This is a genomic window from Chryseobacterium sp. UNC8MFCol (assembly GCF_000482305.1).
GTDB classification, from domain to species: Bacteria; Bacteroidota; Bacteroidia; order Flavobacteriales; family Weeksellaceae; genus Chryseobacterium; species Chryseobacterium indologenes.
Genome location: NZ_KI535291.1, coordinates 301,996 through 317,546 on the forward strand (window position 1 = coordinate 301,996; position 15,551 = coordinate 317,546).

Annotated in this window: 21 protein-coding genes; 15 read left to right on the top strand and 6 right to left on the bottom strand. The window is 32.1% G+C overall.

Annotated elements, in window-relative coordinates; all coding sequences use genetic code 11:
- Window positions 1-275 precede the first annotated feature (275 nt).
- Window positions 276-2,366, top strand: coding sequence for an alpha/beta hydrolase family protein (locus M030_RS0119145; protein ID WP_185097404.1), 2,091 nt, complete (start codon window positions 276-278; stop codon window positions 2,364-2,366).
- 35 nt (window positions 2,367-2,401) lie between these two features.
- Here M030_RS0119145 and M030_RS0119150 read toward each other — a convergent pair whose 3' ends face one another.
- Genes M030_RS0119150 through M030_RS0119165 form a run of 4 tightly spaced genes read right to left on the bottom strand, consistent with a single transcriptional unit; the run spans window position 2,402 to window position 4,633 of the window.
- Complete coding sequence (locus M030_RS0119150; protein WP_002981178.1) at window positions 2,402-2,680, bottom strand: DUF6520 family protein; 279 nt, start codon at window positions 2,678-2,680, stop codon at window positions 2,402-2,404.
- Window positions 2,681-2,726: 46 nt separating this feature from the next.
- Entirely contained in the window at window positions 2,727-4,211 is a 1,485-nt protein-coding gene (locus M030_RS0119155; RefSeq protein WP_002981177.1) for a MauE/DoxX family redox-associated membrane protein, read from the bottom strand.
- An 18-nt stretch (window positions 4,212-4,229) separates the two neighbouring features.
- The gene (locus tag M030_RS25795; RefSeq protein WP_002981176.1) at window positions 4,230-4,397 is read right to left on the bottom strand and encodes a hypothetical protein; all 168 of its coding nucleotides are present in this window, start codon (window positions 4,395-4,397) and stop codon (window positions 4,230-4,232) included.
- A 14-nt stretch (window positions 4,398-4,411) separates the two neighbouring features.
- Window positions 4,412-4,633, bottom strand: a complete 222-nt coding sequence (locus tag M030_RS0119165; RefSeq protein WP_002981175.1) for a hypothetical protein — start codon at window positions 4,631-4,633, stop codon at window positions 4,412-4,414.
- A gap of 275 nt (window positions 4,634-4,908) precedes the next feature.
- On the opposite strand from M030_RS0119165, the gene M030_RS0119170 reads away from it, so the two are divergent.
- The 9 genes from M030_RS0119170 to M030_RS0119215 all read left to right on the top strand — a co-directional run bounded on the left by M030_RS0119170 (window position 4,909) and on the right by M030_RS0119215 (window position 12,127).
- Window positions 4,909-6,609 carry a helix-turn-helix domain-containing protein gene (locus M030_RS0119170; protein ID WP_002981174.1) on the top strand — a complete coding sequence of 567 codons (1,701 nt, stop codon included), beginning with the start codon at window positions 4,909-4,911 and terminating at the stop codon, window positions 6,607-6,609.
- A gap of 46 nt (window positions 6,610-6,655) precedes the next feature.
- A complete protein-coding gene (locus M030_RS0119175; RefSeq protein ID WP_002981173.1) occupies window positions 6,656-7,498 on the top strand; it encodes an RteC domain-containing protein in 843 nt (280 codons plus the stop codon).
- A 240-nt stretch (window positions 7,499-7,738) separates the two neighbouring features.
- Window positions 7,739-8,002, top strand: a complete 264-nt coding sequence (locus M030_RS0119180) for a helix-turn-helix domain-containing protein (protein WP_002981172.1) — start codon at window positions 7,739-7,741, stop codon at window positions 8,000-8,002.
- Between the two features lie 15 nt (window positions 8,003-8,017).
- Window positions 8,018-8,572 (top strand): hypothetical protein, encoded by a 555-nt coding sequence (locus tag M030_RS25070; RefSeq protein ID WP_002981171.1) that lies wholly within the window; start codon window positions 8,018-8,020, stop codon window positions 8,570-8,572.
- Window positions 8,569-8,820: a DUF3853 family protein gene (locus tag M030_RS0119190; RefSeq protein ID WP_002981170.1), complete on the top strand. Its 252-nt coding sequence runs from the start codon at window positions 8,569-8,571 to the stop codon at window positions 8,818-8,820. The genes M030_RS25070 and M030_RS0119190 overlap by 4 nt, the downstream gene beginning before the upstream one ends.
- Window position 8,821: 1 nt before the next feature.
- A complete protein-coding gene (locus tag M030_RS0119195; RefSeq protein WP_002981169.1) occupies window positions 8,822-9,457 on the top strand; it encodes a helix-turn-helix domain-containing protein in 636 nt (211 codons plus the stop codon).
- A 39-nt stretch (window positions 9,458-9,496) separates the two neighbouring features.
- Complete coding sequence (locus M030_RS0119200) at window positions 9,497-9,718, top strand: hypothetical protein (protein ID WP_002981168.1); 222 nt, start codon at window positions 9,497-9,499, stop codon at window positions 9,716-9,718.
- 59 nt (window positions 9,719-9,777) lie between these two features.
- Window positions 9,778-10,875 (top strand): hypothetical protein, encoded by a 1,098-nt coding sequence (locus M030_RS0119205; RefSeq protein ID WP_002981167.1) that lies wholly within the window; start codon window positions 9,778-9,780, stop codon window positions 10,873-10,875.
- Window positions 10,876-11,293: 418 nt separating this feature from the next.
- Complete coding sequence (locus tag M030_RS0119215) at window positions 11,294-12,127, top strand: toprim domain-containing protein (protein ID WP_002981166.1); 834 nt, start codon at window positions 11,294-11,296, stop codon at window positions 12,125-12,127.
- Window positions 12,128-12,182: 55 nt separating this feature from the next.
- Here the strand turns inward: M030_RS0119215 and M030_RS0119220 are convergent, their stop codons facing one another.
- Window positions 12,183-12,734 carry an AAA family ATPase gene (locus M030_RS0119220; protein ID WP_002981165.1) on the bottom strand — a complete coding sequence of 184 codons (552 nt, stop codon included), beginning with the start codon at window positions 12,732-12,734 and terminating at the stop codon, window positions 12,183-12,185.
- A 67-nt stretch (window positions 12,735-12,801) separates the two neighbouring features.
- On the bottom strand, window positions 12,802-12,978 hold the full coding sequence (locus tag M030_RS0119225; protein ID WP_002981164.1) for a histone H1: 177 nt from the start codon (window positions 12,976-12,978) through the stop codon (window positions 12,802-12,804).
- A gap of 664 nt (window positions 12,979-13,642) precedes the next feature.
- Here M030_RS0119225 and M030_RS0119230 point away from each other — a divergent pair.
- From M030_RS0119230 to M030_RS0119250, 5 genes are read left to right on the top strand one after another with little or no spacing between them, the layout of a single operon-like run.
- Entirely contained in the window at window positions 13,643-14,041 is a 399-nt protein-coding gene (locus M030_RS0119230) for a single-stranded DNA-binding protein (RefSeq protein WP_002981163.1), read from the top strand.
- A gap of 12 nt (window positions 14,042-14,053) precedes the next feature.
- Complete coding sequence (locus tag M030_RS0119235) at window positions 14,054-14,263, top strand: hypothetical protein (RefSeq protein ID WP_002981162.1); 210 nt, start codon at window positions 14,054-14,056, stop codon at window positions 14,261-14,263.
- A 16-nt stretch (window positions 14,264-14,279) separates the two neighbouring features.
- Entirely contained in the window at window positions 14,280-14,711 is a 432-nt protein-coding gene (locus tag M030_RS0119240) for a hypothetical protein (RefSeq protein ID WP_002981161.1), read from the top strand.
- A gap of 33 nt (window positions 14,712-14,744) precedes the next feature.
- Window positions 14,745-15,296: a PRTRC system protein E gene (locus M030_RS0119245; protein WP_002981160.1), complete on the top strand. Its 552-nt coding sequence runs from the start codon at window positions 14,745-14,747 to the stop codon at window positions 15,294-15,296.
- A gap of 17 nt (window positions 15,297-15,313) precedes the next feature.
- Window positions 15,314-15,532 (top strand): PRTRC system protein C, encoded by a 219-nt coding sequence (locus tag M030_RS0119250; RefSeq protein WP_002981159.1) that lies wholly within the window; start codon window positions 15,314-15,316, stop codon window positions 15,530-15,532.
- Window positions 15,533-15,551 lie beyond the last annotated feature (19 nt).

Genomic DNA, 15,551 nt, shown 5'->3' on the forward strand with positions numbered 1-15,551 from the left:
TGGCATCGAGAGAAAAATATGATAACTATGACATTAATCTGAAAGATACTTCATTAGACGGCAAGTGGCTGGCATTTTATAAAGTGTATGATGACAACAGTGATACTCTTGTGATCGTAAATCGGAACAATCCCGACAAGCAATATCAGAAAGTAAAAGTACAAGATCACAAGTGGAGTAACGACCGACTAGTGCTGAAGTATAATGACCATACAGAAGTTTTTGATTATAATAAAAATAAACAATGGGAATTACCTGCATGTAAAAGCTTTGGAATGATTCCTAAAGATCATTTATTGGCACTATACAGTTCTGACACAGTTAAGGTCTATGATTTGAAAAATGAACAGTTACTGGATAAGATAGGATTAGTTTCTAACGTTTTTTTTCATGATGATACAATTTGTATGCAAGTTAAAAATGGAACTGAGTATGACCTAGTTGACTTAAAAAATAATGGCATCGTATCTTTGTACAAAACACCTAATACTATATTTAGTGTAAAGTTTCTCAGAAATCATTCTTTACTAATTTTTGAAAAAAAAGATGGAAACATTCAAGACATTGTATATTATAATGGGTTTTCAAAAAAAACATTCAAGTTTGCGCAAGTACTAAAGCCTCAATTTAATTCTGCTACCGGATACCAAAGAAATGATGGAAGCATAATAATCACTACGGAAAAGACAAAGGTCAAAAGACAATCTTCTGATCCTGAAGTTTGGTTAACATCAGATAACAATCTTATACAGAAATTTAAAAATACTGTACCAGGTCAATTTCTTTGGCAACCAGAAGAAAAAAAGATTCTTAAGTTGGGAACTAAGAACCTAGAGAGAGTCGTAGATATCAATAATGACAACTATTTTTTGACGTTCAGCTTTTCCCAAATGCAGGATTATACGACAAAACAGGTTTCATCAAAAGTTTACAGATTTGATCAAAGAAACGAAGAATTTAAATATGTTGATACGATAAAAGAAATCGCTTTTTATTCGCCGGGTGGTCAGTATATAATTTATAAAAAAAATAAATTTTGGAAACTATTAAATATTAATACGTTACAGTATACAGAGATTAAAGATAACTCTTTTGCCAATGTCTATTTTACAAAAAATAACAAGATCATATTTGACGGATCGGAGGGACTTTGGGAATACGATATAAAAACAGATCATCTTAAACTCAGTTACAGAGATGAACCGGGAATTTACAAGATTCTTACCTATGACTATTCAGGCAATTTTCTAAATTATCTTTTAGAAATCAATTTTCGTAGTCGAGGGCTTAATGAGAATAGTTTTATGTTTGAAGTTTATGATCCATCTACGTTAGTGAAATCATTTTATGAGAAAACCAATACAAAATATTTACCTCTGATTAAAACTACCACTTCAAAACTGGTTTATCAGAAAACTGATATTTCAAAAAACAGTTACGTTTTTACAGAAGAAAACTATAATCTGCCTAAGCAATTGATCACTTTGAGCAGGTCAGAAAAAAAGAAGGTAGTTTATCAGTCAAATAGAGGGGATAAAGCACAAGCAGATTTTCGAATAGAAACCATTCATTATCAAAACAGTGAGCATGCTAATCTTAAAGGGACATTGCATTATCCTCTCAATTATATTCCATCTAAACGCTATCCATTGATCGTCCATGTGTATGAGATACAAAGTGACAAACGCAATGAATACCCGGTATTCTTGGAACAAAATATAACTGAAGGCTTTGATATCCGATCTCTTTTGGAACAAGGATATTTCGTTTATATGCCTGACATTGTTTTTGATAAACGGGGAACAGGCATATCGGCACTGGACTGCGTGAATAAATCTCTTGATGCAATAAGTGGTTACAATTCAATAGATTTTGATAAGATAGGGATGATTGGTCATTCGCACGGAGGTTACATCACCAATTTTGTTGCAACCCATTCAAATCGATTTGCAACCTACATAGCAGGTTCAGGATATAGTGATATTGTTCGCTCCTATTTTTCAATGAGTTTTCATTATATGAGTCCGCTTTATTGGCAGTATGAAAACGGACAATTTAATTTAAAAACTTCTTTTTTGGAAGATAAGGAACTTTATTTCCGCAATAATCCAGTTTATTATGTGGAAAATGTTTCAAGACCCATCTTGTTATGGACAGGAAAAAAAGATCTGAATGTTGAGTGGGGGCAATCGATGGAATTTTATATCGGGCTTAAGCGAAATAAAAAAGAGGCTACATTGCTCATATATCCAGAGGAAGGACATTATATAGCTTCCAGGTCGAGTTCGAAGGATCTTTTTCAAAAAACGATGGAATGGTTAGGACACCATTTGAAAGGAGAAGAAAAACCAGCATGGACAGAATAAAAATAAGAAGGATGCCGAAAGGCATCCTTCACTTTTTAATTTCTATATAATGTCTGTCCGCATTCCGTATCGCTGAGATATGACTGCATTACTTTTGGTGAACCGTTGACCAATTCGGTGCAAACTGTACCACCAATGACATCACAGTCAATTTCTCCAAATGGAATACATTTCTCAGCTGGAGCAGCTGGGTCAAAATGATAAGCAAAAATACTTGCTTTCTTCTCTGTTTTTGCTTTGTTTGTAGCAAAAGCACTTCCGACACCAAACACTAAGATGGCTACGGGAATCATGATTGTTTTAAGATTTCTCATAATAATTGTATTAAGATGTGCCTACGATTAAAACAGGTTTTCGGCTTTACCTGTGAAATTGCTCAAGTATCGGTTGCGCAAAATGATATTTGACAATTTCATTTCCAATGAGGATATATAAGTACTCACCAGCGATAAACATGTCCTTTACTTTCTCACCATGGCGATTGGGTACCAGAAAGCTCCCGGAATAATATTGCTGATTAATCTTATAAAGGTCAATAATGCTCGACTTATTCCACTGCATGGTTCCATCATGGACAGCTTTGGAATTTGAATTGACAAACAATAAATTATTGGTGACAAAAGCATTTTTTACACTTTGCTGAAGGGGATTCTTAATTTTCGTTGAACCGTCAGGAAGTTTTACGGTTTCGGTTTTCTGCTCTTTTTGAAAACCAATCATTTTTAATCTGTTACTATTTCTACTTTTTGCATGATCAAAAGCAACAAACTCATTTTTGTAGTAATATAAATACACTGACATTTTTGTCTGCAGGTCAGAAAGTAAAAGACCATCATTGTCAATATATCCTGCTTCATCAGTTCCCAGAAGATCATATTCCAATTTAACAATGTTGTTTTGATAATAACCCAATACGAAATTTTTGAATTTTGAGCTTTGTGATCTAAATAAATAGTTTTCTTCCGAAAGAACATTTAACTGATCAAAAAACATCTCATTTTCAGTCACTTTATGTAACGGGTCATTATTTGAAATCGTTCCCTTAAAAATCACTGGAACAGTGCCGTCATAGATATAATAAAAGGGAGCTTTCCATGCTATTTTCAGACTTTTAAATTGATATGATTTAGTTTCTAAAGGTATTCGATACTTTGAGAAACCGCTCAGATCTTTTTTTACAACAGTAATATTTAAAGGTGCGGTTGTGTTGCCGAGGTAAAGATTATGAGAATCATCTCCCATAAAATAAAAAGAATTATAATCAATATTGAGATGAGTTTCTTCTTCTACTGCATGCGGTATGTATCTTCTTGTGAAATTATTATTTTTTCTTATTTGTTTTTCAGACTGAAGATATAAAAGGCTAACAGACAGTGAGCTGATGAAGATTACCACTACAGGTCTTGAAATAAACTTAATTGCCTTCTGACCTTGGTGTCTTTCAGCCAGTACAATGGCAAAACCTGCAATAATTACACATATCCCATTAAAGATTAAATGGGATTTCCATCCCATATTTTCCAAAATTCCACCACAGGAGCACGGAACAAACTCACTATACTCGAGAATTAGGTAAATATACATCGTAAAAGCAGACATCAGTCCAAGCGAAAAGTATAAGCCTAAAATTCTTTTTGCAGGAATCATTAGAAAAAACACCGCTATAAATTCTATAACTATTGTAAAATAGGATATGCTTCCAGCATAGACGCTAAGCAGAGGAGACTGGGCAATCTGTGACTGAAAGTTTTCAAAATCCAGTACTTTACTCACACTTGCATAAATAAAAAGGATGGCAAAAAAATACGAAACAGCAGTAATACAATAAATTTGAAAATTTTTCATGATATATAGTTTTTTTGATTACTGTTCAGTCAAAAGTTTCCATCGAACTTTATGACCGCAATAATCCGGCATAAGCTCGCCTTTAAAAAGGGCAATGGTTGTTTTAAAATTCCCCATACTTTCCCAAATGCCACTCGCCGGACATGGTAAGCCTGTTGCAATTGATATATAGGTATGAGGAATCATAGGTTGTAAATTGATTAATTGCTTGGCTTTATTCTCCAATTATCTCCATCTCTTACTGGGGGATCAGGATCTATTATTTGTTGTACTGTTTTTGCAGAATCATATCTCATCTGTAGATTAGTTTTTATTTCAAATTTTTCATTATTAGTTGAGATGATATCTTCATCTCTCTGGACACAGCTTTGAGATAAAACTGATCCAATCATTATGCTCAAAAATGGGATAAACTTTTTCATTTTATAAATTTTTGTTGATTATCCCGACGTCGGATTATGTAGAATTCTGAAGCCAAAGTTATCTGGCAAGTGCCTAGAAAAAAACTACATTACGGTACTATTTTAAAATAGTGACGTCACTATTTTAGAATAGTACCATGTGATTTTTAATGATAATGTATTATTAATCAGACTTATGTACGTTTTGCGTTTAAAATGCTTGTAAACTGCTAAAATAGATAGTGTTTATAGGCAAATTGCGTAATTTTGGAATGGTGAGGCTCTAATAATAGCATATGAAAAAGTTAAATTACTTTCTCGTCTTCATTTTTGCATTTTCTCAACACATATTTTCACAGCAAAAAAAAGAGAGAACCTTCTGGGAAATCAGAAAAAATTATCAAAAAATGACCATTGACGACATTCGCGCAATGCCATACGTTAAGGACTATATTCAAAAATCTAAGAGACAGAATAACTTGCCAAAACTCATCCAAGGATATAGGGACGGTAGGCAATTTGATTTTGCTAACAAAATGAAATATGCCGACAGCGCGTTGGCGGCAAGTATTAAATATAAAAACAACGATGATATTAGCAAAGATTACTTAAGCAAAGGAATCATTTATTACTTCTATCAAAAAAAATATAAACTGGCTTTGAATGAATATTTAATGGCATATAAATATTCAAAGGATTCAAAAGATGAGTACCATTATTATAAAGTTTTATATCATCTTGGAATAGTTAAAGAACATTTAGGTTATTATGACGAGGCTTTAGAACATTTTTCAAATTGCGCAGAGTTCTACAGCACCAAAATGAACAGTAAAATGCACGAGAATATACTTTTCAACTATAAAAAAGCTTATTATAACTCACTGCATCAGATGACAATAGTAAACCGATATCTGAAAAATTTTTTGAAAAGCGACAGTTTAATCGATCTCGGATATCATCTGACAAGAAATGATGGTGATTTTCTTATTGAAAATAGTTACTTTCTTAAGTGTAGGGGAATTTCAAAATTTCATAAAAAGGATTATTCGGGAGCAAAATTAGATTTAGAGCAGGCACTTCCGATATTGTTGCAAAGAAATGATTTTGCATGGACCTCGGTAATTTATTATTATCTTGGAAAGATATCAGAAGTAAGAAACCAGTTACCCAATGCTATAAAATATTATGGCGCAATCGATTCAATATTCGAAAAACAACAATTTATATTTCCTGAGATTTACAGGGGTTACAATTATCTAATTAGCTATTATAAGGATAAGGATCTTAATAAGCAGCTTTATTACACAAATCAGCTTTTAAAAGCTGACAGTTTGGTTACAAAAGATTATCCTTATTTATCAAATAAGTTGCATAAGGATTACGACCGAAATACTCTAATACAAGAAAAAGAAAATATTGAGACAACTGGACGAAATAATATGTTGTTTGCAAATATTCTTATTGTAACGGGATCACTTGCATTTACAATTCTTTCCTACAAATATATAAAAGACCAAAAAATAAAAAAGCAGTATGATTTACTTCAAAAGAGAATTGCTGAAGGTAACAATGTGCTTTTGGACAAAAAAGTAGATGAAGCAGATGATAATTTGTTAAAAAAGAGTTTACTCACTCCTGAATTGTCCCATGAAATTAGAATAAAGTTGGACAAGTTTGAGAAGGAACTCCAATTTACCAAGCGTTTAACTCAAAATAGCTTAGCCGCTAAACTCAATACTAATTCACGATATTTATCGGCTTATATTAATGAGAATAAAGGTGTAAATTTTAATAAGTATATTGCTGGATTACGGATTAATTATATTACAACTTTATTAAACAGTAATAATAAATACTTAAATTTTACAATAGAGGCTTTAGCAGAGGAGTGCGGTATTGTGGCTAGACAAAACTTTTCAAAGCTTTTCTTCGAGATTAATGGGATTCGTCCAGCGGATTACATAAAAAAGCGAAAACAAGAGCTCGGTTTAAGTTGAAAATGGCTCCAGTAAACGTTTTTTTGTAAATTTCTAGAAAAAGGACATGGTAACAAATACTATTTTTAGAGAAATTACTCAATTACATGATGAGTTAGAATCAGAGATTAATAAAGTTTATAAAGAAGATAATGATGTTGTCAAACTCGCTGAAAAATCTTTGATTCTCATTGATAACGCTGTGCGAAAAGTTAAAGGAATGATTTCATCCCATCATTTTGATACAATTGCTCAAGAAATACATTTTTTCAAGAAAATAAAACCGCAGTTTATTTCAAAATTTATTTATCATTCAACAATCCTTGATATTGAATCTCATAAGCCTAATGCAGGCATTAAAATTATTAAAGAATATTATGAAGCTGAGCAAGAAAAGTTAAAAAATTTTTATACTGAACAATCCGAATTTTACAGTTATTATCGTCGTGATGCCACCTATTTGGATCACAAGATATTTGTGAGGAATTCTTATGATTTAAAAATGAAGCTATCTTTTGGCTTTTACAATTTCGATACAAGTTTTACAACATCTCACGATCATCTAGTAGCAAGATTTATTGCCAATCAGCTATTTGATGAATATTTGAAAGAGTCAATAGCAAATTTAAGTGAAAACCGCAGCAATAAAATTTTATCACCACTAGTATGGTCTGCATCGAAAGTGAGTCTAACTGAATTACTATTTGCCTTACATCTAAGTAATTGTTTTAATTCGGGTCACACCGAACTATCGGAAATTTTTAGATGGGCAGAGAAATCATTTGATATTAGTTTAGGTAACTATCATAAAACTTTAGGTGAAATAAGACTAAGAAAAAATGATCGGTCAAAATTTCTGAATTTACTCCGACAAAATCTTAATCAGTATCTGGATGATTTAGATATCTAAGTAATTTTTCGGTAGTACGACAAACTACCGAAAAATACCCTAACACAAATAATCAGAGAATTTGTAAATATTTTTGGGAAAATATCCGCTTAATTACGGAAGTTATATGTTATACACCTATTGCTTGGAAAGTTTGAACAACTTTTTTATATAAAAAAAATCTTTCGGTAGTACCGAGAAACTACCGAAAGATATTTTGCGTGATTTTGAAATTTTGTCAAATAAAACAATTTTAAAACTATGGCAATATCCATTATCACCAAAGAAGACCTTCAGCAGTTTAAAGTTGAATTGCTGGAAGCTATCAAAGAACTATTACAAGGTAATACTACAGAACAAAAGTTGTGGCTTCGCACCTCTGAGGTCAAGAAGATGCTTAATATTTCTTCAGGCACATTACAGAACTTAAGAATTAATGGAACACTATCTTACAGTAAGGTAGGAGGGACATTATACTACAATTACAAGGATATTGAGAAACTACTGAAAGATTTCAAACATTAATTGGTAGTAATAATTATGGAGAAATCTAAAAATATCATCAGTTTCTTAGGCTCTTTTATTCAGGATAGCCGGATGTATCCTTCACATCTCAGCTTATATGTTTCAATTTTCCAATTGTGGAGTTCAACCAAATTTCAAAATCCCTTTCGTGTTTGTCGCGAAGAGTTAATGAAGCTAAGTAAAATTAAATCTTTTGCAACCTACCATAAATGTATTAGGGAGATACATAATGCAGGATTTATTAATTATTCGCCGAGCTATAATTCTTACGAAGGAAGCTCGATTGAAATTATTGATTTTGAAAGTGTAGATAAGAACAAAAATGAATTAAGCTTGGAAGAAAAAGCCTTGCAAGAGGAAATATTTAATTTTTCTGTACCAGCGCTATATGAGATTGAAATGTATTTCAATGAGCGGGATATAGTATCTGAAGAAGCGTGTCAATTTTATTCATTGTATCAATCTAAGGATTGGAGTTTGACAAATGATAAACCAATGAAATGCTGGAAATCAGCTGCAAGAAATTGGATTTCGAAAATGAAAAACAGCAATCAAAACCAGAACCTATGAAAGAAATAAATCTTAAAACTCCAATGTGGAAATTAACTGTTGGAGAGTTTTTAGAAATTTCAAAAGACTTCATATTTCAACAAAAATACGAATATGGATTAAAGGGATTGGCAAAAATTCTGGGATGTTCCATTTCAAAAGCTTCTGAAATAAAATCATCTGGAATATTGGATGAAGCCATTATCCAAAAGGGTAATATAATCATTATTGACATTGAGAAAGCTTTGGAGCTTTTCGCCCAGAAGTAATATGTATTACCTTGAATTAATACAACGATTTTGGGATTTTAATAAGATTGTCAAAATAAGTCCTACTGAGATTGCTTTGTATTTGTACTTGCTTAAAATTGGTTATGAAAAAGACCGCTATGATTTTAAAATCTCTGATGTGGAATTAGCAAGAGAGTTGGGTCTGACGAGAGTTACCATAAAAGCGTCAAAAGATAAGCTCAAAAATAGAGGACTAATACAATTTCAGACCAGCAATGGGCTTCCTTGCTACTATCGTTTACTTTTAGATTATTCTTTTGAGATTAAACCGGAAAAAGAAGGTATAAAAAAAGATTCTGATACGGAAAACTTACAAAAAAGAGCAATTCTAGAAATCCCTCAAATCATTGACAACTTAGCCAATGAAAGTACCATCATCCCTTCTTGGGAAGAATTTATCAGTTATGCAAAGACGTTGCAAAGCTATGATTCGCCAATGGATTTTTCCATTGAAAAAAAATATAAAATCTGGGTTGATAAAGGATGGAAAAATGCATTTAATCGTCCAATCAGTAATTGGAAAGCAACACTAAAAAGTACACTGCCCTATATGAATAATTCAAGTGAAGATAATCCAATTTCATTAAAAGATATTCCAAATATAAAGCGCCCCTAACTCAGAATTAAAAATCATTAAATCAAATTTCAAAAAGTAATGGGTAAAAAAGAAATTACAATATCCGATTTAAAACTTGGACAAAAGGTTATTATTAATGGTATGCTTGCAGAATATAAAGGCATCCAAAAAGTACGAATTCTCAATTTGGGTAAGGCTGACAAAAGAGTTTTTAAAGCAGAAGGAGTTAATATTTTTAAATATTACAGCTTAGCTGATGGCTCGAAAACGCTTAAAAGTGAAAAAATTAAATTGATTTAGTCCTTCCAAGCAATTTGAAATATAATTAGATTAAATCTTACAATATCTTAAACAATAGAATGGCTAATCCAGATAAGGATTTTCGATTAATCCGTAACAAATTTGAAGTTAAGAATGAATTCAGTCAGGAAAGAATAAGAATAGGAAATCGTTTTGTAGATGACTTTATTTTCGATGACAACGAGGCTGCAGATATTCCAATTAATGCTTTGCGTGTTATTTTCAATATTATTTCTATAATCAGTAATGAACAATTTCGTCCGCAAGACCGACCTAAACAATTATCGCTTTTTGATGAAGAGTTTGAGACGGACAACAATATTTTTGCGTCCATTAGAATCAGAAACAGTAAAATTTCACCAAGTGGTTCAACACAACAAGTCGTTGATGCATATGAGTTTCTTGCACGATTCAAAATGGGTTGGTATAAATCTTTGAACTCAAAAGGAAAAGAAATTAAAACTTTCGGTGGATTGATTTCTACACCCAGTTATGACAAACGTGGTTATACTACATTTTTAGTCAGCAGTTATTGGCTTAAGAAACTGTTGGTCATTCCTGAATACAACTACATTTTATATAATTTGGTCTACAACGTAAGAAACAACAAACATATTATTTTCGCCATCTGGCTTTCAAAAATACCTGAAAGTGGAACAGTTCTAAAGTTATCGACTTTGAACAAAAAATTTGGACTTAACTATAAAACAGCCAATGATTTCTGTTTTAAGTTTCTAAAGCTTGCAAGAATTAGCTTGGATATACACAATAGTTTATCTTTCAACTACCAATACAAAGGGGATTCTATCTTTATATTTCCTTACAAAGCTAAAATTACTTCAGATGTTTTGATGTCCGAAGACTTACAAAAAACACCTGAAATCACTAAAAGGTTAAGCTATTTCCGGAAAAGATTTGGCTTACAGGAAAATGAAATGAAACAATTCTTTCATCAATACAGAAATATTCCCCAGACCCGAATATTGATAGAAAAAGCTTTTAAAAGATTCATCAAAATCTGCAGATTGAAAAAAATACAGTCTGTCATATTTCAAGGGATAGCTTTTTTACAAGAAATTCAGAAGCTGGTTATACAAATATATCAGGAGAGTAGAACCGGAAAATTAATTCCAAATGGTTACCCGATAATATTGTGAATTCGGAATTGCGCTCATTCGGATTTCGGAATTGCGGTAGCTGGAGTTAAAGAAATCTTAAAAAATGATAGCTTCAGTCATTGTTTTCGGAATTGCGCTCATTTCATTTTTTCTAATAGAGTTAAAATTATTGGTTATCATTAAAATCGCGAATAATTGAGAGAATCTATAAACAATTAAAAAAGGCATTTCGGAATTGCACTCATTCCAAAATCTGGTTTTTTTCGGATTTGTGCTCATTTCAGTTTCGGAATTGCACTTATTTTAAATTCGGAATTGCACTCATTCGAAAAATAATGGAAATCCTTTGTGGTAATACGATATGGCGATTTACTAAAAGTATATTAAAAGTAGATAAAAGTTTTTTTTTATCTAAAAGGAAAATGAAGATGAAAAATTTGCTTTAAAAAGAAAAAAAATGAATTGCGAAGAAATTAAACAAAAAATAGGAATCAGAACTGTTCTGGAATCGTTCAACTTATTTCCGTCCAAAGAAAACCGAAGAACGGCTTTTTACTTTGCAATTGACAGAGAGGAGAGGACACCCAGTTTATCTGTTGATTTTGTGAAAAATAGAGCATTTGATTTCGGGACTGGCAAAAGCTATGATGTGATTTCAATTGTGCAGCAAATTAATCAATGTTCTGTTTCTGATGCTTTGAAATACTTGGCAAGGTTTGGCTTTTCTGTCCAGAATGATATTCAGAAAGTTGATTCTAATCAAGAATTGGAATACGAAATCTTAAAAACGAGTGAAATTAGGCACTTTGCATTAGTTCAGTATTTAACATCACGAAGAGTTTATGAGCAAAAGGATTTGGTCAGAGAGATTCATTACAAAATGAATGGAAAAAAGTATTTTGGAATAGGCTTTTTAAATGACTCTGGTGGTTTCGAAATACGAAACAAATATTCTAAAATCTGTTTGAGTAAGAAAGATGTTACATTAATAAAAACTCAAAATAATAACTTTGATGAAATTGCAATCTTTGAAGGCTTTTTCGATTACCTTACTTACAGAAATATGGAAAAAGAACAAAGCTCAGATTATCTGATTCTCAATTCTACATCAATGCTTTTTAAAGTTGAAAACGAATTGAAGAAGTATAATAAAATCTCACTGTTTTTAGATAATGACTCCAATGGAAAATCTGTCAAGTCTAAAATTGAAAAACGATACAAAAATGTAGAAGACTGTTCCGTGATTTATGAGTCGTATAATGATTTGAACGAGTGGTACTGCAACATTTAGAGGGTGTTTTTTATTTAAATATTACGAGAAAAAATGATGGAGAAATAAAATTATTTCAAATATTACTGAAAATGAATTCGCATCTTTTGTCGATATTTTCCTTAGGAACTTCAATAACTTTATAACCAAATTTTGTATAAGTCTGTTTCATTAAATCAAAAGTATATACTGCCTCTTTCCAAGTTTGTTTTCTTTCATTATCTGTTTCGTAGATGTCTAACCAAGGTGGCAGGATAAATACTTTTTGATTATATGGATTTGAGCGTACAACAGCCACTATCTCATCGGATACAGGAATATTCTCCATTTCCATATAACAGATTGCACCCAAAATTCCTCTATCAAAGAAAACTGTTTTATCCAAAACTTCGCTTGTTACTTTTTGATAAGTTTTTAAAGAAGCCTCAAACATCAACTCCGCATATAAAATTTTATTCTTCCACGGCAGTCCTTCACCATTAATCTGCATCTGTTGTTTAATAATTTGGCGGGCATCTTCAGGAATGACACGTTTTCCCTTAATTTCAAGTGCATTTAGTAAAGTTGTCTTTCCAGCTCCAGGTCCGCCGGTAATAACAAATAGATGTTGGGATTTATTTTTGAGCATAGATTTTTATTTTGGTATTCAAAAACAAATCCCAACTGAAAAGCTGGGATTTATTTTTTATCAATTATTATTTCTTAGATTCTTCAACAGAGATTTTTCTAAAGTCTTTAAATAATTTACTTAGTTCCAAAGCAGATTTTCTTGCTCTAGTTCCAGCTGCTTTGTTTCCTTTTTCAACTTGTTGGTTTGCTTCTGTAGTGAACGCCTCAAATTCTGCGTTGATTTTTTCGATAAGTTCTTTCATAATGTATGTTTATATATTTAATAAGACCGCAAATATAAATTTTTATTCCTTTTTATAAGCACTTTTAAGCCTATTTGCAAATTTTTTATAGAATGATAAATCATCAAACTATTTGAATTTCATTTTACAAAAGTCAGAATGTGAAAAACGATTTTTTTCTAATGGATTTTCCTTTGTTTTTCGTTGACAAAAACTTCATTGAACCAATTCATAACTGTGGTTTGTGCTTTTTACTATTGCAAATGTAGGATAGCATCATTCACTCAAAAAAATCTTTTTGGGTTTCTACAAAAATTCTTTCCACTTCATTCCAATAATTTTTCCAGACACTCCTAAATCCTTCGGACAAAAAGATTTCAAGCCCGATTCACCACTGTAATCCATTACGGGAAGTGAATCGGGTTTTGTGTGCCTGATGCTTTCCTATAATCATAGGCAAAGAAAAAGCCGGAACCTCAGTTATACTAATCAATTCAACTCAAGACGCTCTTTGACATCAACGAAAAAACAAATAGAAAAACAACAAAATATACTGTTTTTCAAAACTTAAATATAAAAAAGAGAGCCGAGTGTCCTCGATACCAAATCAAATCACTCAAGATTTTAATCATTAATAAAATAAATAATTATCAACGAAATCATTAACAAAATAAATCGAAACATTATGAACACAATTATCGGTAGAGTTACCAAAAACGCAGAAATCAACATCTTAAAAAACGACAAGCAAGTTGTGAATTTTTCAATAGCCATCAATGACAGCTACAAAAATAGACAAGGAGAAAAGGTGGAGCAGACCACTTATTATAATTGCGCATATTGGCAAAGTCCTAATGTCGCAAAATCTTTAACTAAGGGAACTTTGGTTGAACTATCAGGCAGAACGAGTTCAAATGCGTGGATAGGTAAGGATGGAGAGATAAGGTCTGGATTAAACTTCCATACTTCAAATATAAAGTTTCACGGAGGAGGAAAACGAGAAGATGTACAAAACTTTGTGACAGAAAAAGCGCAAGACAAAAAAACATTTGCGGAAGATACAGACGACGATCTACCATTCTAATTAGTGAAATTTATGGAAGCACAATTTAATTTTCAGATAAAGCAGAAAAAAGACAAACGAGGATGGGAAGACATAGAAGTTTATTATCTCACCGAATGTGACAGAACTACAGCAGTACGATATGCAAGAAAGATTTCCAAGATCTTTAAATCAGAAATCCGATTAACACAAGGGGCAGAACCTCTTAAAGTAAGTGGAACTTATATCTACGAAACCAATTAACAAGAAAAATTAGAAAATGAAAAAATCAATCAAACCAACCGAATATTTTTTAATAAAAGCAAAGAGCGAATGGGACGACTGTGATTTTGCAATTATACATATCACCGAAGAATGGAAAAAAATCCAAAAGAAAAGATTGGAAGTTGTGAAAATTGTGAAAAATGATTCTGATTTGAAATGGCTCAACTATGAAGATGTCAAAGTTGAGTTTTTCAAATTCTCTAAAGAAAACTACCCTCAAATTGAAGAATGGCTTTCAGAAAAAAATCAATTTTTCGTCGAATTGGAAAAAGATGATTTGAAACAACTTTTACAACCCGAACACGATTTGCACAACCGTCAAATGCAAGTTTTTAAGAGCGGAAATGCCATCTACAACGCATTCGGAAAACACACAAGCGAAGAATTTTTTACAGAAGAATTTTCATTGGAGGAATTCACAAAATAATTTATAGATTCAAAATTTCACATCATAAGAATTATGCAGACCAATTTTTTCAGACATATAGCAAAAATGGACTTAACAGGAGATTTGCAAATCACACTTCGTCCAACGACTGAAAATTGCTTTGTTCTTTCCATACTGCTCAGTAATGAGCAGTGTGGAGACGAAGCAAGGAAATTGATTCCACCTCTCAATCTTCGTGGTACAGCAGAGGAACTCGATAACGGTTTTTTTGAACAAATAACGACACCATTGCAAACCGCTTCTGGATTGATGGTGGATATGGAAGCTTTTATGAAGCAACTTGAAGAAGTTAAAAAGAAATCGGCAATGGAAAAGGAAAAGACGGACAAGGAAAAAAAGGAAAAAGATACCAAAGAAAAAAAGTATAAAGAAGCATTGCAAAAAGCCGAAGAACTTGAAAAAGAGGGAAAATATAAAGATGCTTGGACAGCACTTCCAAAAGCATCAGATTATCCCGACTTCGCCGAAGTTATCCGCGGTAAACAAGACGAGTACTCCAAATTTCTTGCCCCCAATCTTTTTACTGAAAGCAATGACAACAATGTACCAACTGAAACTACCTAACCTTAAAAATCTTAAAAATGTTACTTGCAACACTATTAGAACGAGTTTTTGTTTTGAAACACAATGGACACGAAATAAAACTTACAGACCCCGAACCTAAATGGAGTGTAGAAGCTGTGATGAATTTTTACGCTAATACTTACCCAATATTAACCACTGCAAAAGTTTCAGCACCGCAGATTAAAGATGATACTATACAGTACAAATTTGAAAGTGTAATGGGGACTAAGGGATAGATAAATATTGCGACTTGTT